At 67.4% G+C, this 22,138-nt stretch carries 22 protein-coding genes and 4 pseudogenes; 9 read left to right on the forward strand and 17 right to left on the reverse strand.

Annotated elements, in window-relative coordinates; genetic code table 11:
• The first annotated feature begins 18 nt into the window (after positions 1-18).
• From QF035_RS53430 to QF035_RS53440, 3 genes and pseudogenes are all read left to right on the forward strand, one after another.
• Positions 19-1,383 (forward strand): sensor histidine kinase, encoded by a 1,365-nt coding sequence (locus QF035_RS53430; RefSeq protein WP_307530310.1) that lies wholly within the window; start codon positions 19-21, stop codon positions 1,381-1,383.
• Complete coding sequence (locus QF035_RS53435; RefSeq protein WP_307530311.1) at positions 1,380-2,078, forward strand: response regulator; 699 nt, start codon at positions 1,380-1,382, stop codon at positions 2,076-2,078. Before QF035_RS53430 ends, QF035_RS53435 begins: the two co-directional genes overlap by 4 nt.
• 254 nt (positions 2,079-2,332) lie before the next feature.
• Positions 2,333-2,872 (forward strand): annotated as a pseudogene (locus QF035_RS53440) (transposase); the annotation flags it as partial.
• Positions 2,873-2,904: 32 nt separating this feature from the next.
• On the opposite strand, the gene istB reads toward QF035_RS53440, so the two are convergent.
• Positions 2,905-3,675: an IS21-like element helper ATPase IstB gene (gene istB, locus QF035_RS53445; RefSeq protein WP_307530313.1), complete on the reverse strand. Its 771-nt coding sequence runs from the start codon at positions 3,673-3,675 to the stop codon at positions 2,905-2,907.
• The gene (istA, locus tag QF035_RS53450; protein WP_307530315.1) at positions 3,672-5,093 is read right to left on the reverse strand and encodes an IS21 family transposase; all 1,422 of its coding nucleotides are present in this window, start codon (positions 5,091-5,093) and stop codon (positions 3,672-3,674) included. Before istA ends, istB begins: the two co-directional genes overlap by 4 nt.
• A gap of 124 nt (positions 5,094-5,217) precedes the next feature.
• Here istA and QF035_RS53455 point away from each other — a divergent pair.
• Positions 5,218-5,973 (forward strand): annotated as a pseudogene (locus QF035_RS53455) (IS256 family transposase); the annotation flags it as partial.
• Between the two features lie 53 nt (positions 5,974-6,026).
• Here QF035_RS53455 and QF035_RS53460 read toward each other — a convergent pair.
• Positions 6,027-6,782 (reverse strand): annotated as a pseudogene (locus QF035_RS53460) (IS256 family transposase); the annotation flags it as partial.
• 41 nt (positions 6,783-6,823) lie between these two features.
• Here QF035_RS53460 and QF035_RS53465 point away from each other — a divergent pair.
• Positions 6,824-7,975, forward strand: a complete 1,152-nt coding sequence (locus tag QF035_RS53465) for an IS30 family transposase (protein WP_307530317.1) — start codon at positions 6,824-6,826, stop codon at positions 7,973-7,975.
• Positions 7,976-7,977: 2 nt separating this feature from the next.
• Here QF035_RS53465 and QF035_RS53470 read toward each other — a convergent pair whose 3' ends face one another.
• Positions 7,978-8,553, reverse strand: a complete 576-nt coding sequence (locus QF035_RS53470; protein ID WP_307530319.1) for a transposase — start codon at positions 8,551-8,553, stop codon at positions 7,978-7,980.
• Positions 8,554-8,591: 38 nt separating this feature from the next.
• On the reverse strand, positions 8,592-9,179 hold the full coding sequence (locus tag QF035_RS53475) for a TetR/AcrR family transcriptional regulator (protein WP_307530321.1): 588 nt from the start codon (positions 9,177-9,179) through the stop codon (positions 8,592-8,594).
• A gap of 144 nt (positions 9,180-9,323) precedes the next feature.
• Between QF035_RS53475 and QF035_RS53480 the strand changes: the two genes are divergently transcribed.
• The 3 genes from QF035_RS53480 (at position 9,324) to QF035_RS53490 (ending at position 11,866) form a co-directional block, all read left to right on the forward strand.
• Positions 9,324-10,058 carry an SDR family NAD(P)-dependent oxidoreductase gene (locus QF035_RS53480; protein ID WP_307530322.1) on the forward strand — a complete coding sequence of 245 codons (735 nt, stop codon included), beginning with the start codon at positions 9,324-9,326 and terminating at the stop codon, positions 10,056-10,058.
• A gap of 33 nt (positions 10,059-10,091) precedes the next feature.
• The gene (locus QF035_RS53485; protein WP_307530324.1) at positions 10,092-10,715 is read left to right on the forward strand and encodes an NADPH-dependent F420 reductase; all 624 of its coding nucleotides are present in this window, start codon (positions 10,092-10,094) and stop codon (positions 10,713-10,715) included.
• 716 nt (positions 10,716-11,431) lie between these two features.
• Entirely contained in the window at positions 11,432-11,866 is a 435-nt protein-coding gene (locus QF035_RS53490; protein ID WP_307530326.1) for a hypothetical protein, read from the forward strand.
• A 27-nt stretch (positions 11,867-11,893) separates the two neighbouring features.
• On the opposite strand, the gene QF035_RS53495 is transcribed toward QF035_RS53490, so the two are convergent.
• From QF035_RS53495 to QF035_RS53550, 12 genes and pseudogenes are all read right to left on the reverse strand, one after another.
• Positions 11,894-12,106 carry a hypothetical protein gene (locus QF035_RS53495; RefSeq protein ID WP_307530328.1) on the reverse strand — a complete coding sequence of 71 codons (213 nt, stop codon included), beginning with the start codon at positions 12,104-12,106 and terminating at the stop codon, positions 11,894-11,896.
• A gap of 69 nt (positions 12,107-12,175) precedes the next feature.
• Positions 12,176-12,508, reverse strand: coding sequence for a DUF6233 domain-containing protein (locus QF035_RS53500; protein WP_307530330.1), 333 nt, complete (start codon positions 12,506-12,508; stop codon positions 12,176-12,178).
• Positions 12,509-12,822: 314 nt separating this feature from the next.
• Positions 12,823-13,221: an IS3 family transposase gene (locus QF035_RS53505; protein WP_307530331.1), complete on the reverse strand. Its 399-nt coding sequence runs from the start codon at positions 13,219-13,221 to the stop codon at positions 12,823-12,825.
• A 46-nt stretch (positions 13,222-13,267) separates the two neighbouring features.
• A pseudogene (locus QF035_RS53510) lies at positions 13,268-14,167 on the reverse strand (IS3 family transposase); the annotation flags it as partial.
• 14 nt (positions 14,168-14,181) lie between these two features.
• Positions 14,182-14,469, reverse strand: coding sequence for a transposase (locus QF035_RS53515; RefSeq protein ID WP_123471932.1), 288 nt, complete (start codon positions 14,467-14,469; stop codon positions 14,182-14,184).
• A gap of 413 nt (positions 14,470-14,882) precedes the next feature.
• On the reverse strand, positions 14,883-15,800 hold the full coding sequence (locus QF035_RS53520; protein WP_307530333.1) for an IS3 family transposase: 918 nt from the start codon (positions 15,798-15,800) through the stop codon (positions 14,883-14,885).
• Positions 15,797-16,105 (reverse strand): transposase, encoded by a 309-nt coding sequence (locus tag QF035_RS53525; RefSeq protein WP_307529597.1) that lies wholly within the window; start codon positions 16,103-16,105, stop codon positions 15,797-15,799. Before QF035_RS53525 ends, QF035_RS53520 begins: the two co-directional genes overlap by 4 nt.
• Positions 16,106-16,339: 234 nt before the next feature.
• Complete coding sequence (locus tag QF035_RS53530; protein ID WP_307530335.1) at positions 16,340-16,690, reverse strand: hypothetical protein; 351 nt, start codon at positions 16,688-16,690, stop codon at positions 16,340-16,342.
• Between the two features lie 140 nt (positions 16,691-16,830).
• Positions 16,831-18,642, reverse strand: a complete 1,812-nt coding sequence (locus tag QF035_RS53535; protein ID WP_307530338.1) for a tyrosine-type recombinase/integrase — start codon at positions 18,640-18,642, stop codon at positions 16,831-16,833.
• Positions 18,639-20,177 (reverse strand): ISKra4 family transposase, encoded by a 1,539-nt coding sequence (locus QF035_RS53540; protein ID WP_307517679.1) that lies wholly within the window; start codon positions 20,175-20,177, stop codon positions 18,639-18,641. Before QF035_RS53540 ends, QF035_RS53535 begins: the two co-directional genes overlap by 4 nt.
• A 74-nt stretch (positions 20,178-20,251) precedes the next feature.
• Positions 20,252-20,776, reverse strand: a complete 525-nt coding sequence (locus QF035_RS53545) for a hypothetical protein (RefSeq protein WP_307517680.1) — start codon at positions 20,774-20,776, stop codon at positions 20,252-20,254.
• 196 nt (positions 20,777-20,972) lie between these two features.
• A complete protein-coding gene (locus tag QF035_RS53550; protein WP_307530340.1) occupies positions 20,973-21,251 on the reverse strand; it encodes a DUF805 domain-containing protein in 279 nt (92 codons plus the stop codon).
• Positions 21,252-21,370: 119 nt separating this feature from the next.
• Between QF035_RS53550 and QF035_RS53555 the strand changes: the two genes are divergently transcribed.
• Positions 21,371-22,036: a hypothetical protein gene (locus tag QF035_RS53555; protein WP_307530342.1), complete on the forward strand. Its 666-nt coding sequence runs from the start codon at positions 21,371-21,373 to the stop codon at positions 22,034-22,036.
• Positions 22,037-22,138 lie beyond the last annotated feature (102 nt).

Consider the following 22,138-nt stretch of genomic DNA (forward strand, 5'->3'; position numbering starts at 1 on the left):
GTATCCGGTGCGATGAGAATGACCACCGGGACGGACGCCACGGGTCCGCGGGGCGGCGAGAATGATCCGGTGACGGACGTACGTACGACGCTGGAGCGGCTGCGGGAAGCCGCCCGCCGGACGGTCCGCGACGCCAGGCTGCCGAGCGGTCCACCGCTGCGGCCCACCCGGCGCGCCTGGCAGTTCGACGCGCTGGTGGCACTGGTAATCGGAATCGCCACCGTCTACTACGGCATCGACAACGCCAATAACGTCGTGGTGCGTGAGATCGCGCCCGGCGTGGAGTACGTCATTCGGCGCCCGTCCGGACCCGGCGGCCTGGCCTTCATGGTGGCCCTCGCGGCCATTGCCTCGAGTGGCCTGGTGCTACGCCGCCGCTACCCGCTCGCTGTGCTGTGCATCGTGACGGCCGCGACACTGGTGACACCGCAGAGCGTCATGCGGCTGACCTTCTATGCGTTCGTCATCGCCGTCTACAGCGCCGCCGTGTACAGCCCGTACCGGGTGGCGACCCTGGCGGCGCTGCCGGTGTCGGTTGTCCTGGTCGGCACCTCGGGGAGCTCGGTGACACCGATCGTCCCCAACGAATACATCGCCCTGCTGATCCTGGTCCCTATGGCCGTGGCCGCTGTCGGCCTGCGTACGTGGAAACTCCGAACCGGCGAGGGCCGCACGCGGCTCTCCGCCCTGGAACGCGAACAGGCCGAGGCGCTGCGCCGGGCCGTCGAGCATGAGCGGGCCAGGATCGCCCGCGAACTGCACGACGTCGTCACGCACAACGTCAGCGTGATGATCATCCAGGCGGGCGCGGCCCGCAAAATCATGAAGACCTCCCCCGAGGAAGCCGGCGAGGCGTTGCTCGCCGTCGAGGCAGGCGGGCGGGCGGCCATGACCGAGCTGCGCCACGTCATGGGACTGCTCACCATGACCGACGAGGGCGAGAGCGAGGGGACGGACGGAGGTGCGGACCTGGCCGATACGGTGGCGGAGCTGGCTCCGCAACCCGGGCTGGACCAGCTGAAATCGCTGGTCGGACGGGTCCGGGACACCGGACTGCCCGTCGACCTGACCGTGACAGGACCGCCCCGTCCCCTCCCGCCCGGCCTCGAGCTCGCCGCGTACCGCGTGGTCCAGGAAGCCCTGACCAACACCGTGAAGCACGCGTCCGGCGCCACCGCCGCCGTGACCGTCGAATACGGCCCGCAGCGGCTCCGGGTGGAAGTCACCGACACCGGTGGACACCCGGGCGCGGCCACCGGAAGCGGCCGGGGCCTGATCGGCCTGCGCGAGCGCCTCGCCGTCCACGACGGAACCCTGAACACCGGCCGGCGCCTGACCGGCGGCTACCGTGTGGAGGCCCTGATCCCCTTGGAGACACCGTGACCGAGCCGCTGCGTGTGCTCGTCGCCGACGACCAGACCCTGGTCCGCACCGGATTCCGGTTGATCCTCCGCGCCGACGGCATCGACGTCGTGGCCGAGGCGACCAACGGAACCGAAGCAGTGGACGCGGTTCGCCGCACCCGGCCCGACGTGGTCCTGATGGACGTCCGGATGCCCGAGATGGACGGCCTGGAGGCCACCCGCCGCATCCTCACCGGCGCCCCCGACACCCCCCGCGTCATCATCCTGACCACCTTCGACCTCGACCGATACGTCTACGCGGCACTGTCCGCCGGGGCCAGCGGCTTCCTCCTCAAGGACGTCACCCCAGAGCAGCTGACCGCGGCCGTCCGCACGGTCCGCACCGGCGACGCTCTCCTCGCGCCCGCCATCACCCGCCGCCTCGTGCAGCGGTTCGCCCAGCACGGCAGCGACACCGCCGCCCTCCACCGCGACCTCGCCTCGCTCACCCCGCGCGAACTGGAGGTCCTCGGCCTGCTGGCCCGAGGACTGAGCAACGCCGAACTCGCCAGCCGCCTCCACCTGGCCGAGGCGACCGTCAAGACGCATGTCGCCCGCATCCTCGCCAAGCTCGGACTCCGTGACCGTGTCCAAGCCGTCATTGTCGCCTACGAGACAGGGCTGGTCAGTGCTGGCGAACGCGAGGCTGCCCAGCAGTCCACCGAGCAGACGTAGACCAAAGCCTAGGCTTGGCCAACCTCCGCGCTGTCGTGCGACGGACCAAGGATCAGCAGTCGGAACCTGCGCCTGTCCCGGTAGTTCACGCCTCCGAACTGTCATACAACGCTCGCCCGATATCCGCGTTCGCCGCGGTGCGGGGGTCGGGCACAGTCGGCAGCGCGATGTCGAGTTGGGAGGGTCTGTACGCTCACCGGTGTAATTGATGATCATGGAAGAGACATCAAGTGGCTGACACCGTGACCGAGTTCGTGGCCCCAGACGATCAGGCGGATCCGTCGCCGGAGACTGCGACGGTCGAGCAGAAACTGATCGACCAGCTCGTCGGGCAGGCCCGTAGCAAGGGGCTGCAGCTGACCGGCGAGGGCGGGCTGCTGCAGCAGCTGACCAAGACGGTTCTGGAGTCCGCCCTGGAGGGCGAGATCACCGACCATCTCGGCTATGACGAGCACGACCCGGCGGGCAAGGACGGCGGCAACTCCCGTAACGGCACCCGCTCCAAGACGGTGCTGACGGACATTGGGCCGGTCGAGATCGACGTGCCTCGCGACCGGGAAGGCTCCTTCGAGCCGGCCATCGTCAAGAAGCGGCAGCGCCGGCTGACCGGCGTGGACGAGATGGTGCTCTCGCTGTCCGCGAAGGGCCTCACGCACGGGGAAATTTCCGCGCACCTGGCCGAGGTCTACGGCGCGGACGTGTCCAAGACGACCATCAGCACCATCACCGACAAGGTGATGGACGGCATGGCGGAATGGCAGAACCGGCCTCGTGTCGGCGTACGAGCTGAAGTGCATAGCTGCGTACGTTTGAACGTGCAGAGGTGTCAGGCCACTTCGGTATCCCGCTCGATGGCCTTGAGGCGGTTCTTGAGTCGGTAGCTGGGGCCGTTGATGGGGACAACTTCGCAGTGGTGGAGGAGCCGGTCGAGGATCGCGGTGGCGAGGACCTCGTCGCCGAAGACCTGGCCCCACTCGCTGAAAGTCTTGTTCGAGGTCAGGATGATCGAGCCCTTCTCGTAGCGCTTGGAGATCACCTGGAAGACCAGGTTTGCTTCCGCGCGTTCGAGGGGCTGGTAGCCGACTTCGTCGACCACGAGGACACTCGGCCGCAGGTAGGTGCCGAGTTTGTTGGTCAGCCGACCAGCGGCTTCGGCGGTTTTGAGGTTGCGGACCATGTCGTCGAGGCTGGTGAAGTAGATCGAGTAGCCGGCCCGGCAGGCCGCGACGGCCAGGGCGATGGCGATGTGGGTCTTGCCGACTCCGGGCGGCCCGAGCAGGGCCGCGTTCGCCTTGGCTTCCACGAAGGAGAGGGTGGCGAGGTCCTTGATCTTGCGCGGGTCGAGGTCGGGCTGGAACGAAAAGTCGTACTCGTCCAGCGTCTTGTGGTGTGGAAGCCTCGACAGCCGCAGTCCCTGGCGGAAGCGCCGGTCGTCGCGGACGGCGAGTTCCTCGGACAGGACCAGGTCGAGGAAGTCGAGGTAGCCCATCTTCGCTTCGTCGGCCCGCCGGGTGTACTCGTTGATGGCTTCGGCCAGGTGGGGCAGGCCGAGCTTGGCGGCCGTGCTGCGGATGCGGGTGGAGACCAGCTCGCTCAAGACGTTTCCCTCGTGCTCGGGTGGGTGGTGAAGGGACGGGTGCCGGTCAGCTCGTCATAGACCGACAGCGGTCGGCGGCCGACCTCGATCCGGGTGGCCGCGGCCCGGTGCAGCAGGGCCTGCAGCGGGCCGGCTTCCTCGCCGGGGGCACGCTCGTGACGAGGTTGGGGCGGGACGTCGCCGCTGGTGGTCCGGCGTCCCTGGCCGGTGGGCAGGCCGTCCCAATGCTTCTCCTCCACGACGCGCACCCCGCGGCCCACTGCCCGCGGATGCATGGCCAACAGCGTTTCCCCGCTGGCATCAGGGGCGGTCGAGTGCAGCATGACCTGGGACTTCGTGGCCCTGATCTCCACCAGCTGGCGCGGGCGGACCTTGCGGGCGGGCACCGAGTAGAGGTTCCCGCCGAAGGCGACCAGACAGTCCTTGCCGACCGGCCGCAGATGCCGCTCGGCCACCAGATACGGAGTCGGAGGCAGCGGCTTGAGGGCCGCATGGTCCCGGGCCGCCCGCTCGCCGATGACCTCCCGGTGCGTCTTGTGGATCTGGGCCCGCCGCTGCGGCACCCACGCGGCGAACGCCGCGTCCATCTCCTCGACGGACGAGAAGGCCCGCCCGGACAGGACGTGGTCACGCACGATCAGGACCTGCCGCTCGACCCGGCCCTTGCCCTGCGGCCGGTATGCGGCCAGGACGTCGATGTCGAAGTCGTAGTGGCCGGCGAAGCCGACCGCTTCCGGGTGCAGCGGGACCGCCTCACCGGGAGCGACGTGGCGGCGGACGACGGTCTTGGTGCGGTCGTAGACGATCGTCATCGGCACCCCGCCGAAGTGCGCGAACGCCCGCCGGTGGCAGTCGAAGAACGTCTGCAGATCCAGGCTGGTGGTGAAGCAGCAGAACGGGTCGCGCGAGTACGACAGCACCATGTGGAAGGAGTAGACCTTGGGAATGCCCAGGTGAGCGAGGGTCTTGCCCTCATCACCCCAGTCCACCTGCGCCTGGGCGCCCGGGATCACCTCGAACCGGCGGTGCATCCCCGCCAGTTCCCTCGGCGTGATGCCCAGTTCCTCGGCGATCCTCGGGCGTGCTTCCTGAACGTAGAGCTTGACCCGCTGGTAGTTGCCGGTGAACCCGTACTCCTTGGCCAGCCGCTCGTGGATCACCGCGGCCTTCATCAGGACCTCGGCCCGAAGCATCGCGTCGATCAGCGGGGCGACCTCATCGACCACCCGCCTGCGTGGCTGCCCGCTCGTCGTCCGACGCGGCGGCGACGCCGACCCGTCGGCAGACAAGTACTTGCTGACCGTCCGCCAGTTCAGCCCGGTTTCCTTGGCGACCTCCGACAGGCTCATGGCCCCGGACTCGACAAGGCCACGAAAACGCCGGAGTTCCAGCCAGCGCTGCGGGTCCAAGACCACCATCGGCCCCTCTCTGCAACCTTGAACAACAGGCAGCAGAGTGCAGGGCACCGGCCCTCAACACATCAGGAACTATGCACGTTCATCCGTACGTGGCTATGCACGTTCACGTGTACGCCGACAGGCGCTCGACCGCGTCTACCCGGTCGTCTTCATTGACGCTGTCAACGTCAAGATTCGCGATGGCCAGGTAGCGAACAGGCCGATCTATGTGGCCCTGGCGGTCACCGCCGAGGGACACCGCGACATCCTCGGCTTGTGGGCCGGCGACGGAGGCGAAGGCGCGAAACACTGGCTTCGAGTACTCTCCGAACTGAAGAACAGGGGCGTCGAAGACGTCCTCATGCTGGTCTGTGACGGGTTGAAGGGGCTGCCCGACGCGGTCGGCGAGGTCTGGCCGCGAACTGTGGTGCAAACGTGCGTGGTTCACCTGCTGCGGGCGTCATTCCGCTACGCGGCCCGGCAGGACTGGGACAAGATCGCCAAGGCGCTCAAGCCCGTCTGCACCGCGCCGACCGAGGACGCGGCCACGACACGGTTCCTGGAATTCGCCGAGACCTGGGGCAAGAAGTACCCGGCGATCGTCCGCCTCTGGGAGTCCAGCTGGCCCGAGTTCACGCCTTTCCTGCAGTTTGATGCAGAAATACGTCGCATCGTATGCACAACGAACAGCATCGAGAGCGTCAACGCCCGTATCCGCAAGGCCGTCCGCTCCCGCGGCCACTTCCCCACGGAACAGGCCGCCCTCAAGTGCGTCTACATGGCCGTCATGAGTCTCGACCCGACCGGCGCCGGCCGCAAACGCTGGACCATGCGCTGGAAGGGTGCCATGAACGCCTTCGACCTGGCCTTCGACGGCCGCCTCACCGCAGGCCAACTCTAGCCACACCAAACCCAGTTACACCGCTCGCTTTACAGACCCGGCTGTAGTTGAGGTTACTGACGGGCCGTCGACAGGCGGCCGTCGAAGGTGATATCGAAAGCGTTCAGGGCGGTCTTCCAGCGCATGGTCCAGCGGGCCTGCCCCTTGCCTGTGGGATCGAGGGACATGATCGCCATATAGACACACTTCAGGGCGGCCTGCTCGTTGGGGAAGTGTCCGCGGGCCTTGACCGCCCGGCGGATGCGGGCGTTGACGGACTCGATCGCGTTCGTCGTGCAGACGATGCGGCGGATCTCGGTGTCGAACCGCAGGAACGGGGTGAACTCTTCCCAGGCGTTCTCCCACAGTTTCACGATCGCCGGATACTTCCGGCCCCAGGCGTCGGCGAACTCGGCGAACCGCTCCAGGGCGGCCTCTTCGGTGGGAGCGGTGTAGACGGGCTTGAGGAGCTTGGCGATTTTGTCCCAGTCCTGGCGGGCGGCATAGCGGAAGGAGTTCCGCAGCAGGTGCACTACGCAGGTCTGCACGATCGTCCGCGGCCAGACGGTCTCCACCGCTTCGGGCAGGCCCTTGAGCCCGTCGCAGACCAGCATGAGGACGTCGCTGACGCCTCGGGTCTTGATCTCGGTGAGGATGTGTAGCCAGTGCTTGGCGCCCTCGCCGCCGTCGCCGGCCCACAGCCCCAGGATCTCCCGTCGGCCCTCAGCGGTGACGGCCAGGGCGACATAGATGGGCCGGTTGGCGACCGCGCCGTCGCGGATCTTGACGTGGATGGCGTCGATGAAGACGACCGGATAGACCGCTTGAATTCCATCGATGGTTGCGAACGCCCCGGAAGGAGATCGTTCGCATGCCTCGTGGAGGAGCCAACCGCAAGCCCACTGCCGCCGGGCGGCAGTACTTCGAGCTGGTGCGTCAGGGGTTGAAGGGAGCCGCGGCAGCCCGCCAAGTGGGCGTATCCACCAGCTGCGGATCCAAGTGGTTCATCGAAGCTGGAAGCATGATCATCCCCGATGTCTCCATCTCGCCACGCTTCCTCACCCAGGACGACCGCATCGCCATCGCCGACGGCTTGCGCGCCGGGAAGCCGCCCACCGCGATCGCCGCCGCGATCGGGAAGAGCACGTCCACCGTCTACCGGGAGATCGCCCGGGGAAAGAAGGACGACGGAAGCTACGACCCCTGGTGGGCGCAGAATCAAGCACTGCTGCGCAGGCAGCGTCCGAAGACCGAGAAGATCCGCGACCATGCTCCGTTGCGCAGCGTGGTCCGCGAGAAAATCGACGAGAAGTGGTCGCCGCAGCAGATCTCACGCTACCTCCGGCGGCAGTACCCCGACGAGCCGCAGATGCACGCTTGCGCCGAGACGATCTATCGCGGACTCTTCGCCGGACTCCTGGGCCGGCGTCAGGGCCGGCTGCGGACCGGGCGAACGCGACGCAAGAAGCAGCGCCGGGGCGTTCCGTCACCCAACAAGATCAAGAACATGACCTTGATCTGCGACCGCCCCGCCATAGTCAACGAGCGCTCCAGGCCAGGAGATTGGGAGGGCGACCTCATCATCGGACGTGGTCAGCGCTCAGCGATCGGGACGATGGTCGACCGGGCCACCCGCTTCGTCCGTCTGATCCATCTCCCTGACGGGTGGAAGGCCGGCTCAATGCGTGACGCCCTCACCACACAGACCGCAGATCTCCCGGCGACGGTGCGCAGGACCCTCACCTGGGACCAGGGCCGCGAGCTCGTACTGCACGAAGAGATAGAGCAGCTGACGGGGTTCCAGATCTACTTCTGCGACCCGCATTCGCCATGGCAGCGCGGGACCAACGAAAACACCAACGGCCTGCTGCGGCAGTACTTTCCCAAAGGTTCCGACCTCGCCGTCCACGACATCCGCAACCTGAGGGACGTCACCCGTCAACTCAACGACAGGCCCCGAATGGCCCTCGGCGACCGCACCCCGAAAGAGACCATGCAAGACTGGGGCATAGCATTGCAATAAGGTCAATTCGCAACCATCACGCGAAACCGCCCCGGGTCGAGGGGGCGGCTCTGCCATTCGGCCATGCCCTCGAGGACCTTGTCGGTGATGGTGGAGATGGTCTGGCGGGAGACCTCGGCGCCATAGACCTCCGCGAGGTGGGCCTGGACCTCGCCGGTGGTCAGGCCCTTCGCGGCCAGCGAGATGACCATCTCGTCGACGCCGGTCAGGCGCTTCTGCCGCTTCTTGACGATCTTGGGTTCGAAGGAGCCCTCGCGGTCGCGGGGCACGGTTATCTCCACCGGGCCCACGTCGGTCAGCACGGTCTTGGAGCGTTTGCCGTTGCGGGAGTTGCCGCCGTTCTTGCCGGCCACATCATGCTTGTCATAGCCGAGGTGGTCGGTGATCTCGCCCTCCAGGGCGGACTCCAGCAGCCGCTTGGTCAGCTGCTGGAGTAGCCCGCCCTCGCCGGTCAGCTGCAGACCCTCGGCCTGGGCCCGGTGCACCAGCTCGTCGATCAACTGGTCGTCCACGGCCTTCGCCGACACCGCCCCTGCCGACTCGACAGACTTGGGATCGGTCACGTTCTCGCTGGTCATCGATGCATCTTCCATGATCGGGAGTTACACCGAACGTCTTACAGTCCCCCGGCTGTGGCGGGGATGGCGTTGTCGATGAGGACGGCGGCGACGGCGGCGGCGGCGGGGAAGGCGTCGGCGTTGAGGACCCGGGTGCGGGCCGCGGCGCCGTCGATGAGCAGCGCGAGCTGCTCGCCGAGTTGTTCAGGGTCGGCGGCGCCGGCTTCGCGGGCGGTGTCGGCGAGCCGCGCGGCGACGGCTTTCTTGTAGTCGCGTGCGTACTGGGATGCGGGGTGCTGGGGGTCGTGGAGTTCGACGGCGGCGGCGATGTAGGGGCACAGGGGGGTGGTGGGGGGGATGTCGAAGGCGGCGAGGAGCCGTTCGCGGGGCGTGAGGTCGGTGCGGTCGAACACGCCGGACAGAACGGAGGGGTCGAACCGGCGCAGGTACTCGGCGACGAGTTCGTCCTTGCCGGTGAAGTGCTGGTAGGCCGTGCGCTTGGACACCTGGGCCGCCGCGCAGAGCTCGTTCATGCCGGTGCGGTTGATGCCCTGCTCGCGGAACAGCTGCTGGGACGCGCTGATGATGCGTTCGCGGGCGCCCCGGCCGCGGCGGCGGCCCGTGGGGCCCTTCTCCAACTCCGTCATGGCTCCATCCTACCGCGGCTAGGTAACGCCCGGTGTACATAGTTTGCGTCCCAGTCACTCGCCCCGTACCTTAAACAAACAGAGCGGTGTACATAACGACATCGCCACAGGTACACACGTCACCACTGACTCAAGGGAACGATCATGGGAAAGCTTGACGGCAAGGTCGCGGTCATCACCGGCGGCACCACCGGTATGGCGCTGGCCGGCGCGAAGCTGTTCGTCGACGAGGGAGCGCACGTCTTCATCACCGGCCGCCGCCAGGAGGCCCTGGACGAGGCCGTGAAGCAGATCGGCCGCAACGTCACCGGCGTCCAGGGCGACGCCGCCGACCTGGACGACCTGGACCGCCTGTACGACACCGTCAAGCGGGAGAAGGGAAGCCTCGACGTACTGTGGGCCAGCGCCGGCGGCGGCGAGCCCGCCCCGCTCGGCGAGATCACCGAGGCCCAGTTCGACACCTGGTTCGGGCTCAACGCCCGCGGCACCCTGTTCACCGTCCAGAAGGCCCTCCCGCTCTTCAACGACGGCGGCTCCATCCTCATGACCGGCTCCAACGCCTCCCTCGGTGCCTTTCCCGGCTGGAGCGTCTACGCCGGCAGCAAGGCCGTCCAGCAGGCCTGGGCCCGAATCTGGCTCAACGAACTCAAGGACCGCCGCATCCGCGTCAACGTCCTGACCCCCGGCCAGGTCGCCACCGCCAAGCAGAAAGAACTCTTCGACGAGGCCACCAAGCGCCAGTTCGAGTCCCTCATCCCCCGCGGCCAGATGGGCCGCCCCGACGAAATCGCCACCGCCGCCCTCTTCCTCGCCTCCGACGACTCCAGCTACGTCAACGGCATGGAACTCGTCGCCGACGGCGGCACCACCGCCATCTAAACCGAACAACACACAACCAGGGCAGGACATCTCATGAGCAACATCAGCATCATCGGCACCGGGAACATGGCCCGCACCATCGGCGCGCGGGCGGTGGCGGGCGGCAACACCGTCGAGGTCATGGGCCGCGATCAGTCCAAGGCCGCTGACCTGGCCAAGGCTCTCGGCGACGGCACCACGACGGGAGAATGGGGCACCGTTCCGGCCGGGGGCATCGTCATCGTGGCCCTGCTGTACGACGGTGTCGTGCCGGTCGTCGCCGAGTACGGAGACGCTCTCGCAGGCAAGGTCATCGTCGACATCAGCAATCCCTTCAATTCCACGTTCGACGGGCTAGCTCACCGCGAGGAGACCTCGATCGCGCAGGAAGTCGCCAAGGTCGCCCCGGTCGGCGCCAGCGTGGTGAAGGCGTTCAACACCGTCTTCCGTCATGTCCTGGAGAAGGGTCGGCCCGACGTCTTCATCGCTGGCGATAATGCGCAGGCCAAGGCAAGTGTGGAGGCGTTCATCGAGAGCCTCGGGCTGCGCCCGCTGGACGTCGGCGGCCTGAAAATGGCGCACTGGCTGGAAGGAGCGGGCGTGGTCACGGTGGGCCTCGCCAACCACGGGGTGGGGAACTTGGACTTCGCCCTCAGCATCACCGAACTTCCCATCTGAGCTAGCTCTGAGCGGCACACTCCCCGCCGACAAGATGAAGGAGGGCTCGGAAGACGATCGCAGTCCTCCTGCGCGGCTACGCGCCCTGAGCCACTGACTGGCATGCTTGGGGCGCTAAGCGCCAATCTGGAGCCGGTTGCCGAGAGAGAGTCGCACCGCTCAATCTCATGTGTCCGTCGAGCGTCCTCGCCGACCTCGGCTCTTGCCGCAGGCCGGTCGGCAGAGCCAACGGAGCTCGAAGACGCGCTAGTTCAGAGAAGTCACCAGACCGAACGAAATAGCGCCTGACCATACAGTTCGGGGCACGACGAACCTCCGTGAACGGCCCCGAGGCATTCAGCCTACGAGCGGAGTCCCGCGCTGGCACACCCGCCGCCGACCCCTTCGGGGTTCGCCGCGCGCCGGGGGAGAGGCCGGGCCAGCATGGATGCATGTTCTGGCATCGGCGTTCATGGGCCACGGTTGCGGTGACCTGCCTGTTTGTGGCTCCGGCTGCGTGCTCGGCCGATAGCGGGACGGAATCGGGCGGCAGGTCGGGCGAGGCGTCATCGAGCAGCGCAACGGGTGACGGCACCACTGCGCCGCCGTCCTTGAGCGCGAGCGCAGGTGCGCCCCCGGGTGCACAGGTGCTCGGTACGGTGCAGCAGGGCGAGCCCTTCGAGGTGACAGTCCTGGCCTCGAATACCGCCGACGATCCAGAACGGTAAAGGTTCACCGTGGACCGCGTGGTGTGCGGCAAGCCGTTGGACCCGGCGGTGATGGCCCACGCCGCGCAATCGGTCGGAGCTCCCACTGCCACCCCGGCCCCGGAGACCGGCAGGCAGTTCTGCGTCCTGTCCATGCAGGCCGTCAACGTCGGAAAGAGCATGGCGGTCTGGGACGCCGACAACACCGTGAGCCTGAACGTGGGGGACATCCGGTACACGCAATCGCAGAAGGACGCCAGCTACTCCTCGGACTATGCGCAGTACTGGAACGACAGAGGCGAGGTAGCGCCCACGTTCGGCCTCAACCCAGGCAGCCAGGGACCGGTGCACGGTGTGTTCCAAATCCCGGCCGGTGACAAACCGACCAGTGTCTGGGTCAGCTCGGGAACGGCCATCGAGACGATCGATGGAGTGGAGCCGGGACACCTCGTACTGCTCAAGTGAGGAGGTCGGGCACGCAGGCCTTGCCGGTCAGCCCGCTGGTGTGCGGGTGTTGTTGAAGCGGACGCCGGTGTCCCAGTTCTCACGGGCGGTGGTCATGCACCAGTGGCACAGGGGCAGGCCTCCGCTGCCGTATCTGTGGGTGTTGCGCTGGCAGCCGGAGCAGGGGCCGACCAGGCTGCTGGAGCAGGTGAAGGTGGACGGGTCCGGCTCACTGATCGGCGGCGGGAAAGTACTGGTCATCAGGGACAGCCTGTTCTGGGGGAGGGACGGGTGCAGTGCAGTGAACGTGACCGGAGGGGGCCGGGCCGGTCAGCGCGCCGTAGCGGAGACGGCCGGGCGGGTGGGTAAGTCGAGGATGTCCAGGGCGGTGTCGGGCTGGCAATGGCTGCAGGCCCGCACTCCTGAGGCGAGGAGCCGGCGGGCTTCGTCACGGCCCACCGGGCGCCGTCGTTTGCCGACGGCGTAGCAGCCGCCCATGTGGACCTCGATGGGCGGCCGTCCGTCGCCGATGCCGAGTTCGACGATCCACTCCGGCTCCGCGGGCCGGGCCTGCCGCCCGTGCTGCTGCTCGGCTTCCCGCTTCTGAAGGGCGGCGATCTTGTCGTCGATGCGCTGCAGCCACATGGCGTGCCAGACCCTCATTCTGTGGAATCAGCTTTGTCAAGCGAGGCCAGCAAGCTGCCCAGCGGAGCCTTGCGGGATCAGCGTTTTGATCTTCGTGTTTCACAAACGGTCGGTGTCTGGCGGCCGAGCCGTCCCCTCCGTCTCTTCCTGCCAGCGGACGAGGTCCTGTTGAGCTTGGAGGGTGTCGGGGTGGTCAGGACCGAGGAAGCGGAGCATGTCAGCGACGAGTTGTTTCAGTTCGCTGGCAGCTGCGACGGGATCCCCCGCCATGCCACGCCAGTGGGAGAGATCGCGTCGACTGAAGTTCCCCCCGCGAACTGGACAGCGGGTGTTTACGCTGCCGGGGCGAGGTTCTGCCTGAGCAGGGATCTCGTTTCGAGCGGGGTGACGTACCCGTAGTCGGGGTGCCGACGGAGTCGGCTGCGGTTGTACTCGACCTCGATGTAGCGGAAAACGTCGGCCCGGGCCGCCTCGCGGGTCTCCCACACGGTCGTCCCGATCTCCGCTTTCAGGATGGCGAACCAGCTTTCCGCGGCGGCGTTATCGTAACAAGAGCCGACGCGTCCCATCGACTGCCTCATGCGCAACTTGCCTATTTCGGTGCGGAATTCGTCACTCGTGTATTCACTGCCGCGATCCGTGTGCATGATGCAGCGGTACTCCAGGCCGCCACGCCCGGCCGCCATCCGCAGGGCAGCGACCGGCAGCTCGGCGCGGTGGTGGTCGGCCATCGCCCAGCCGACCTGAAGTTCCCCCCGCGAACTGGACAGCGGGTGTTTACGCTGCCGGGGCGAGGTTCTGCCTGAGCAGGGATCTCGTTTCGAGCGGGGTGACGTACCCGTAGTCGGGGTGCCGACGGAGTCGGCTGCGGTTGTACTCGACCTCGATGTAGCGGAAAACGTCGGCCCGGGCCGCCTCGCGGGTCTCCCACACGGTCGTCCCGATCTCCGCTTTCAGGATGGCGAACCAGCTTTCCGCGGCGGCGTTATCGTAACAAGAGCCGACGCGTCCCATCGACTGCCTCATGCGCAACTTGCCTATTTCGGTGCGGAATTCGTCACTCGTGTATTCACTGCCGCGATCCGTGTGCATGATGCAGCGGTACTCCAGGCCGCCACGCCCGGCCGCCATCCGCAGGGCAGCGACCGGCAGCTCGGCGCGGTGGTGGTCGGCCATCGCCCAGCCGACCACCTCCCGCGTCGCGAGATCGATGCAGGTCGCCAGATACAACTTGCCTTCCAGCGTGACAAGTTCGGTCATGTCTCCGACCAAGCGCATCCCGGGCCGGGGTGCGGTGAAGTCCCGGCCGATCAGGTCGAGCGCGAACACCGCCCGCTTCGCCTGCCGGGTCAGGCCCCGACGCCGGCGGCGGGTGATCCCGGCGATCCGGTGTTTGCGCATCAGCCGCTCGACCTTCTTGGAGTTCACCGCCCGCCCGGCCCGCCGCAGGGCGGCGTGGACACGCGGGGCCCCGTAGGCACCGCGAGATCCGGCATGCAGCACCCGGATCTCGCCCACCAGCACCTCCTCGGCCCGCTCCCGCACCGCCCGGGCCGGCCCTGCCGCCCTGTGCGCGTAGTAGGTGGAACGGGACACCCCCAGCACACGGCACAGAAACGCAACGCTGTGACCTGCGAGATTCCCCTCCGATGCCTTCTCCGCATCGATGAGGTGACACCGTGCCGCGGTGCCTACCTCATCTTGTCCTGAGCGAAGAAGGCGGTCGCTTTTCCCAGAACCTCGATCGTGGCCTCCTGCTCGCGGACCTTCCGCCGCAGCCGGACCAGCTCCTCACGCTCCGCAGTGGTCAAAGCCCCGGCGGGCCCCTCACCGCGGTCGATCTTCGCCTGCTTCACCCACCCGCGCAGCCCTTCCGGACTCACGCCCAGATCCCTCGCCACCTCGGTGACCGTCTTCTCCGAGGACAACGCCAAGGCGACCGCGTCCCGCTTGAACTCGGCCGTGTACCGCTTACTCATGTTGCTCTTCTGGCTCACTACCTGTGACTGCTTCCTCCGGGACCATCCGTCCCAGTATCAAGCTGTCCGACCGGCAGGGGGAACCTCACCCCGCCCATACCGGCCAGCACCCGGCCGGTTGGGACTTGGTGCAGCACAGTAGTGCCGCCGTCTTCGACCACGGCTCGCAGTTGGTCCACCTCGGCACGGTGTTGGAAGGACTGGGCCCTGGGTGGGATGACACCGACTTGGTGCGGCATCCCGGCGGGCTGGCGAGGGGCGCGCTGCTGCACGATGGTCAGCTGCTCCGCGCTCACTAGGTGGACGTAGCCCGTGACAGCGAGTCCGCCCGTCGAGGCGGTTGCGTCTCCGGTTTCAGACACCTGTACCGGGGCGGCAGGGATGAGGTTCCCCCGTCATGCGGGAGCCGCTGATCAGCTCGTCAGCAGGGGGTGACGGGTGTTCAGATTCGCTGGTTCGGCCGTCGCCTGCTCGGCGTAGTACTTCTCCTCGAACTCGATCGGGCTGAGGAAGCCGAGCCGTTCCTGGATGCGGCGGGAGTTATAGAAGCCGTCGACGTACTCGAAGAGCGCGAGATTCACCTCGGCCCTCGTGGTGAAGGTGCGGCCGCGGAGGCCCTCGGTTTTGATGAGCATCCAGAGGTTCTCCGCGAGCGCGTTGTCGTACGAGTCCCCGACCGAACCCATGGACGCCTCAACTCCCGCCCGCATGAGCCGGGTTGTGAGCTTGATGGACGTATATTGACAGCCGTGGTCGGCGTGGTGAATGAGCTTGCCCGGCTCGACCTCGCGGGACGCGAGCGCGTACTCCAGCGTGGTCAGGACCAGGTCGGCGTCCGCGCGGGCGGAGGTCTCCCACGCGACGACCCGGCGGGAGAACGCGTCGCGGATCGCGGACAGCCACAACGGCCCCTCGCCGGTGGAGATCATCGTGAGGTCGGTGACCCACAACCGGTTCGGCGCCGGTGCGGTGAAGTCTCTGTTGACCAGGTCCGGGGCCAGGGTGGCCTTCGGGTCCCGGCGCGTGAAGCCCTTCCGTCGCGGGCTCACACCCGCGAGGTCGGCCTCACGCATCAGGCGCTCGACCCGTTTGCGGCCCACCGGGGTGCCCTCGCGTTTCAGCACGGCGTGCACGCGCGGAGAGCCGTAGACGCCGGTGGAGTCGGCGTGGATCTCCTTGATCCGCTCGGTCAGCTCGACGTCGCGACGCCGCCGTTCGCAGGGCTCCTTCTCTGCGCGGCGCCAGCGGTAGTAGGTGGAGGAGGGGATGTGGAGTTCCCGAAGTACGCACTCGACTCCCAGGCGGGGATGCTCGTCGACGAGCGCCGTCACCTGGGCCGGGTCGGGTCGAGTTGCGCCGCGAAAAACGCCGAGGCCGTCCGCAGGACGTCGTTGGCTCGCTTGAGCTGGGTGTTCTCCTTGCGCAGGGCCGTGAGTTCGGCGCGTTCGTCGCTGGTGAGACGGTCGTCGCGCTCGCCGGCGTCCGCCTCGGCCTGGCGGATCCAGCCACGCAGGGCCTCCGGGTGCACGCCGAGGTCGACGGCCAGCTTCTTGATCTGGGGCTTCGGCTCAGCGGTGCGATACATACGTACCGCACGCTCACGCAACTCGAGCGAGTATTTCCGGGGTGCAGCCATGGTCACAGGTCCTCTCATGAGTCCCATCTGACCTGCTGTCAACTTCCTCCGCATCCCGGGGGAACCTCAGGACGGCGGGGCCACGGAAACCAGTCACTGCTGTTGCCCCAGTTGCGCCGTCCGCGTTTCCGGTCTCGGTCACCGCCACTTGTGCGTCGGTGATGTCCCGAGGATCCTTTGCGTGCTTGTCTCCTCTGCTCACGCGACGGCCCCCTCTTCGCCTGCGCCGGATACTCAGCTGTAGTCGATGCCGCTGACAGCGCTGCTGCCATCGCCGCTGGCGGTGGCGTTCCCAGTCTGTTCCGCCTTCGCGGACCCGCTGCTTTCCCGCCGATGCCTTATGCCCGTCACAGCCGTGCCTCCGCCACTTGCTTCTGCCTGCCCGGTCCCGACGACCACGTTGTCCGCATGGTTGTCCGGGCGTTGAAACAAGGCCCAGATCAGGGCCACGATGCCGACGGCGGCCTGGATGGTGGCCCCAGCCAACTGGCCGGCATCCGGACTGCTCAGCAGCCAGACGGCCGGGGTTGAGAGGATCGCGACTGCGGCCACGATGATGATGGTGACCTTCCAGGGATTCGACACGTGGCCCTTCCTCTCGGGTTCCGCGGAGGGATCAGGCCCAGTCCAGCGCACCGGTGCTGCGTGGCTGTTCCTACATTAAGTACCCACCGCATTCTGTCAGTTCAGGCAAAGTGCGGTAAATCCCCATGACTTTCTCAGAGTCAGGATTGAGGCGTATCGCCGCATCGGACTTCGATGATCGGCAGCAGTTGACGTGGGGTGGGGCCGGACGGAGTGGGGACGTCCGCTAGACGCTCCAACAGCCGGTCCAGCGAGGCCTGGCCGTCGTCGACCGCGGCCTGCTCTTCGTCTGTAAGCGGGATGGTGGAGAGCATGCGTTGGAGGTTCTCTTTCGCTTCCAGGAGCTGGCCTTTGCTGGAGTCCTTGGGTGCGTAGAAGTCGCAGCGGGCGCAGGCCATGCGGTGCGGGCACTGCTCGAAGAACGAGTAGGTGCAGTAGCCGTGTCCCAGGTCGTAGTGCTGCCACGGTTCGCCGGCTGCTGCGGCGCCTGATTCGACTGCTTCGCGGTCGACGAGGACTTCGATGGTGCGTACGTTCCGGGCGAAGTATCCGGCGTCTTTGTAGGCCTTGGTCAGCGTGTTGGGGCTGATCTTCGCGTAGTGCTGGGTGGATTCCGGTGATCGGTGGCCGAGCCAGGCCTGCAGTTCGAACAGGGTCATGGGTTCTTTGGCGTTGTACAGCTGGCTGGCGATGGTGGAGCGGGCCCGGTGGCTGGTGATGCTGCCGCGGACGTCGGCTGCTGGGACGCCGGCTTTGCGGCAGAGCATGGGGATGATGGTGCTGTTGATGTAGCCGCTTGAGATGGCGCGGGCCCGGATGGAGAACAGGAAGTCGACCTGTTCTCCGGTTCGTCTGTCGGTCCGTTTCGGCTGGTCCGGCCGGAGCGATTCCCAGGCGTTGATCGCCTGTCCGAGTAGTGGATCGACCGGCTTGGTGAACGCTGTGCCGGTCTTGTGAGCGGGTACGTCCAGCAGACAGACAGCATCCCTGGCGAGAATCTGCGCCGCGTTGCCGACGACGGGAGCGCCGTCGTGCTGCCACCGGACGCATCCCAGACGCAGGCGCGCGATCTCATTGCTGCGCTGACCGGAGAACAACCAGGTCAGAGTGATGGCCCGAACCAGCTCAACGGGGTAGACCAAGCCGGCTCTGCCGTGCGGCATGTCGGCGGTCTCAAGGTTGAGGCCGGCCCACAGCAGCTTGGCCCAGATCCCGTCGGCGATTACGCGCGGCCGGGGGCCGATCATGGCATTGATGCTGCGTGGCAGGGTGAATGCCCGGATGGGGTCGAACCTGCGGGGCAGCCACTCCCAGTCGTGAATGTCGCGGAAGAAGACCCTCACAGCGCGGATGAGGCCGGCCTTCGTTTCGGCTTGGAGCGGCTGACCGAGGCGCTCTTGGAAACTGCTGGTGCGCACGACGTAGTCGCCGATCTTCATACGGTCGACGGCCGTGATCCAGGCCGCGCACGTCTGCCGCGTCCACACAGCGGGATCAGCGGCTTCCGGCTGCTCCGCGGCAATCCACCGGCCGGTCTTCAGTAGCGCCGCCCGGCTGTGGAGGCGGGAACGGTGCGTCATGGTGGTCGTGGCTGTCCACCGTTCCACCCACTCGGCCCATACCGGTGGGGCCCCGGCGTGGCTGACTACCTCAGACGTGGAGCGCAGGGCCGGCGGATCGCAGAAGCCGAGTGCGGCCCCGCCCCGTTGCACCGCGAAGAGGGTCCGCATACCTCCCTCAGTCAGGAGGTCCTCTCGCCGGACACGATCAAAGAACGGCGTAGTGAGGTCACTGTTGTGAGGGCTACGGTTGATCAGGAAGAGTTGGCTCATCACCGAGGGCACGCCCTTGTCGTGTTCCTGGCCATACTGGTAGCCCCAGCCAGTCAGCACGGCACGGACGCGCCCGATCTCCTTTGGGTGCGGATCCTCTGAAGTGACGGTCGGGATCAAGCTGTGAGGCTGTACTTCTGCTGGTCGGGGCCGGGGTAAAGGCGTTGATGTTCGCGGGCCGCGTGGAAGACCCAGTAGTTGTCGAAGTCGCCGTTCGTGATCAGTGTGCGGAGTTGGAGGACGGCTTCGGCGCCGTCGAGTCCCCAGCGGGCGCCGGTGATGTCGAGGCGGTCGGCGATCAGGTGGCGGCAGGCGCCTTCGACGGCGCCGGTGGCGATCGGCCAGCCGGCCGCGAGGGCGGTGTCGTAGTGAAGCTGATCGAGGTGGCCGGTGAGGTAGCGGTGGCAGGTGGTGACTGCCTCGCGGCGGGCGGCGGGAAGCCGTTCGGCTGCGGCCTGGGCGGTCATCTCGGTGGCGGCGCGCTCGGCATGTCCGGCGAGGATCGCGGTGAGTTTGTCCGTGGCCCAGGTCTCAGCCGCACGGCTGCCGGGCGGATGGAAAGCATGCGCTGCTGTCCAGCAGTACTCGGCGACATGGACGAAGTCGAGCAGGACGTTGAGGTGGATGCCGCGGCGGGCGGCTTCGGCTTGGATCAGGTCGAGTTGGTGGCGGGCGCCGTCGACGAGCACGATCCAGTCCCGCAGCTGCTGCGGGTCGCGGGCCTCGGCCTGTCCGAAGGCGTCGGCGACGACCTGTTCCGGAGGACGGATCACCGAGGCGGTGCACCATTTCTGTTCCGCTTTCGGGCCCGGCCTCGGCGGCCGGGCCTGGCTGCGACCGCCGGGCGGGTGCACGATGTCGTGCGGCCGGCGCGGGGCGGGCACGATGTCGAAGATGCAGGCCACGGTCGCCATGCGCTTGCGATTGGGCTTCTCCCCCGGAGCCAGGCGTCCGCGCCGTCCGGCCGCCGCGCTCTTGGCCGCGGCCCGGCGGGTGGCCTCGCGCAGGGCTTCGGGCCGCATCACCACCCCCTTGCCGTCGACCTGGATGACCAGCGGCATCCCGCGGGTGCACGGCGTGGGGATCTTCACCGTGTAGTAGGCGGCGATGTCGACGGCGGCAGCGACCACCAGCTCTTTGAGACGGCGCTTGCCCAGCACCTTCCCGCAGCGTCGCTCGATCGCGGCCTGGGCCTGGTCGAACGAGCCGCGAACCGCCTCCAGAACCGCGAGGCGGGCAAGCCCGCGGGAGTGCCGGCCGGCGGGGAGCGACAAGTGGGCATCCGCCGGGTGCACGTTGGACACGCCCCGGCCGCGATAGGCGATCCTGTTCACCCGGACCGGCCCGAACACGCAGGTCAGCCAGCGGGGGTGGTTGCTCTCCCGCCAGGTCCGCGTCTGTCCTTCCGGCCCGCGCACCGCCGGTTGCCCTGCGTTGATACGGGCGTCCGCTTCTTCCGTCCTCGCCCGCGCATCGAGGTGATCCTGCATCAACTGCCGCAGCAACTCGCGCCCTTGCTGTTCGAGCAGTTCCTCCAGCTCGTCGTGGGCCATGCTTTGCGCCGGGTCGTCGGCCAGCGTCGAGACAAGGCGTTCGAAGGCACCACGGGAGGCGGCATACTCATCAGGCCCGGACAAGGCGTCATAGGGTTCCATCTGGGGCTCTTCTTCGGCTCTTCTTGCGGTTCGTTTGGTTGGCACCTTCGAATCTACGGAGAAGAGCCCCTTGGTCACCGGGAGTTGACCCGGCCGGTGTCCCCGTCGTGGCGAGCGAGGGTGAACCGTCCCGGTGCGTCCTCGTCCAGCCAGCCCCGCTCCACCAGACGCTTCAGCTTTCCCCGTGTCCCCTCGATCTTCGCCGTGGTGGCCTCCAACCCGATCCGCGGCACGATCTGCTTGGCCTGCAACGGACCTGGAGCATCAGCGACGATCTCCACGATGTCCCGGTACACGTCCGGCAGCACTTGAACGACCAGGCCCTCCCGCCACGGCGGCACGGCCATCACTCCGATGCCGTGAGGCGCCGGCGCCTTGGGGTCCGGCGCATCGCGCGCCTCCGCTTCCGGCGCTGCCTGGGCGGCCGACAACTCCGCGAGCACTTGCGCGACGGTCTCCCGCGTGATCTCCAACCGCGACAGATCCGCCCGGGCCTTCTCCAGCCGGACGGCCAACTCCGCAGCCTCGGCCTGGAGTTCTTCCACCCGCTGTCGAGCCGCGGCCTCCCGCGCCTGGAGCTCTTCCGGCAACGACACCATCGCGCCCACCTCCACCCCGCCACGGTAGGAGTACGACGGCACCGCTCACACGTCAATCAGCGTCTTCCCAGCTCAGCTGCCCCTCGAAAGGATCCGCACCCGTCTGACTTGTTCCATGCCATCTCGTCCCACGCCTTGCCCGGCGGATGGCCGTACTCGTTGAAATCGGGGTCGCCGCGCTGGCAGAGGAACACGATCAGCACAATGGCCCGAACGGGACGAACCCCAGGAACCACCACCAGCCGCTCCGGTTCCTGTCGTGCAATCTGCGTACGAAGACGCCCAGCGTCGGCACGATGAGTGCCAGCCAGACGAACGCGACGACCGGGGAATCCAGTTGGACGGTGAGGTCGATGCTCGGGATGTAGCAGAGCACGCAGAAGAGAAGGAACCACCAGTACTCCGACCGCGAGGCCCGGCCCTTCCAGTCGACGGCCTTCGTCAGACCGTGTACGACCGCCTGCTTGAACCTCATCTCCCACCTCCCTCACCCGATCCGTGCGGGCAACGTAGGACGCTTCGCCGGGACCCCTCCCGACGGCACGCTGATAGCAAGGTGACGCCGAGGACGTTGAGGATGAGGGGGAAGCGGACGTGATGCGGATGACACGGCGGCGCCTGCTGGTGGGCGGGGTGCTGGTGCTGCTGGCAGGCGCCCTCGCGTACGCCTTCCGGGCTGGTCCCACGCTCGACGGCTCCGAGGAGGTCGACGGGGCTCTTCCGACCGACAAGGACTTGGACGGCTACGCGTCCATCGGGGGAGTCGTGGGCGTTCTGAGCCCACCCGGCGGCTACCGGAACGAGAAGGGGAAGGCCCTGCTGACCGGGAGCCAGCTGGATGCTCAGTGCCGGACCTACCGGAAGGAGAAGGACGGTTGGGCGTGCCGGGGTCTGCGGGGGATGGGGATGACGGGGTTCGTGAACACGTCCGACGTGAACTCGCGCCTGGGTTCCTTCGTCCTCGCCTACAAGGACGACGCCGCGGCCGGGACGGCCTTCAGGCGGATGGTGAACGAATCCCGCGACGACCTGCACGCCGAGGAGCAGAAGGAGCCGGACGTGGGGGACGAGAGCCGGTCCTTCAGGCTGGAGAGTGCGAAAGGCAGCGTCGTGGTGCTGCGGTGCGGGTCGGTGGTCGCCCAGGTCCTGTCGAATAATGGCTACGGGTACAGCGGTGACGAGGGCGCTGGAGGGAAGGACGCAGACCCCATTCGGATGTGGGCGGACCGTCAGGCCGAGAAGATCGAAGAGGCGCTTTGACGTTGGGGGGGACGCCGGGGGGACGTCCCGCGCCGTCACCACCCCGTGAACAGCACGGTCCCGGCGCTGGCCCGCGGGGGAGGGCGGCACCGGGACCCGACG

It is taken from the genome of Streptomyces umbrinus (assembly GCF_030817415.1).
GTDB lineage: Bacteria > Actinomycetota > Actinomycetes > Streptomycetales > Streptomycetaceae > Streptomyces > Streptomyces umbrinus_A.

Excerpts from the sequence above, each read along its gene's own strand:
- QF035_RS53430 (WP_307530310.1), top strand. The coding sequence starts at position 19 with ATGACCACCGGGACGGACGCCACGGGTCCGCGGGGCGGCGAGAATGAT.
- istA (WP_307530315.1), bottom strand. The coding sequence starts at position 5,093 with ATGGTGGTCTTGGACCCGCAGCGCTGGCTGGAACTCCGGCGTTTTCGT.
- QF035_RS53465 (WP_307530317.1), top strand. The coding sequence starts at position 6,824 with ATGCCTCGTGGAGGAGCCAACCGCAAGCCCACTGCCGCCGGGCGGCAG.
- QF035_RS53470 (WP_307530319.1), bottom strand. The coding sequence starts at position 8,553 with ATGACCAGCGAGAACGTGACCGATCCCAAGTCTGTCGAGTCGGCAGGG.
- QF035_RS53475 (WP_307530321.1), bottom strand. The coding sequence starts at position 9,179 with ATGACGGAGTTGGAGAAGGGCCCCACGGGCCGCCGCCGCGGCCGGGGC.
- QF035_RS53480 (WP_307530322.1), top strand. The coding sequence starts at position 9,324 with ATGGGAAAGCTTGACGGCAAGGTCGCGGTCATCACCGGCGGCACCACC.
- QF035_RS53485 (WP_307530324.1), top strand. The coding sequence starts at position 10,092 with ATGAGCAACATCAGCATCATCGGCACCGGGAACATGGCCCGCACCATC.
- QF035_RS53495 (WP_307530328.1), bottom strand. The coding sequence starts at position 12,106 with ATGACCAGTACTTTCCCGCCGCCGATCAGTGAGCCGGACCCGTCCACC.
- QF035_RS53500 (WP_307530330.1), bottom strand. The coding sequence starts at position 12,508 with ATGAGGGTCTGGCACGCCATGTGGCTGCAGCGCATCGACGACAAGATC.
- QF035_RS53505 (WP_307530331.1), bottom strand. The coding sequence starts at position 13,221 with ATGGCCGACCACCACCGCGCCGAGCTGCCGGTCGCTGCCCTGCGGATG.
- QF035_RS53515 (WP_123471932.1), bottom strand. The coding sequence starts at position 14,469 with ATGAGTAAGCGGTACACGGCCGAGTTCAAGCGGGACGCGGTCGCCTTG.
- QF035_RS53525 (WP_307529597.1), bottom strand. The coding sequence starts at position 16,105 with ATGGCTGCACCCCGGAAATACTCGCTCGAGTTGCGTGAGCGTGCGGTA.
- QF035_RS53540 (WP_307517679.1), bottom strand. The coding sequence starts at position 20,177 with ATGGAACCCTATGACGCCTTGTCCGGGCCTGATGAGTATGCCGCCTCC.
- QF035_RS53545 (WP_307517680.1), bottom strand. The coding sequence starts at position 20,776 with ATGGTGTCGTTGCCGGAAGAGCTCCAGGCGCGGGAGGCCGCGGCTCGA.
- QF035_RS53550 (WP_307530340.1), bottom strand. The coding sequence starts at position 21,251 with ATGAGGTTCAAGCAGGCGGTCGTACACGGTCTGACGAAGGCCGTCGAC.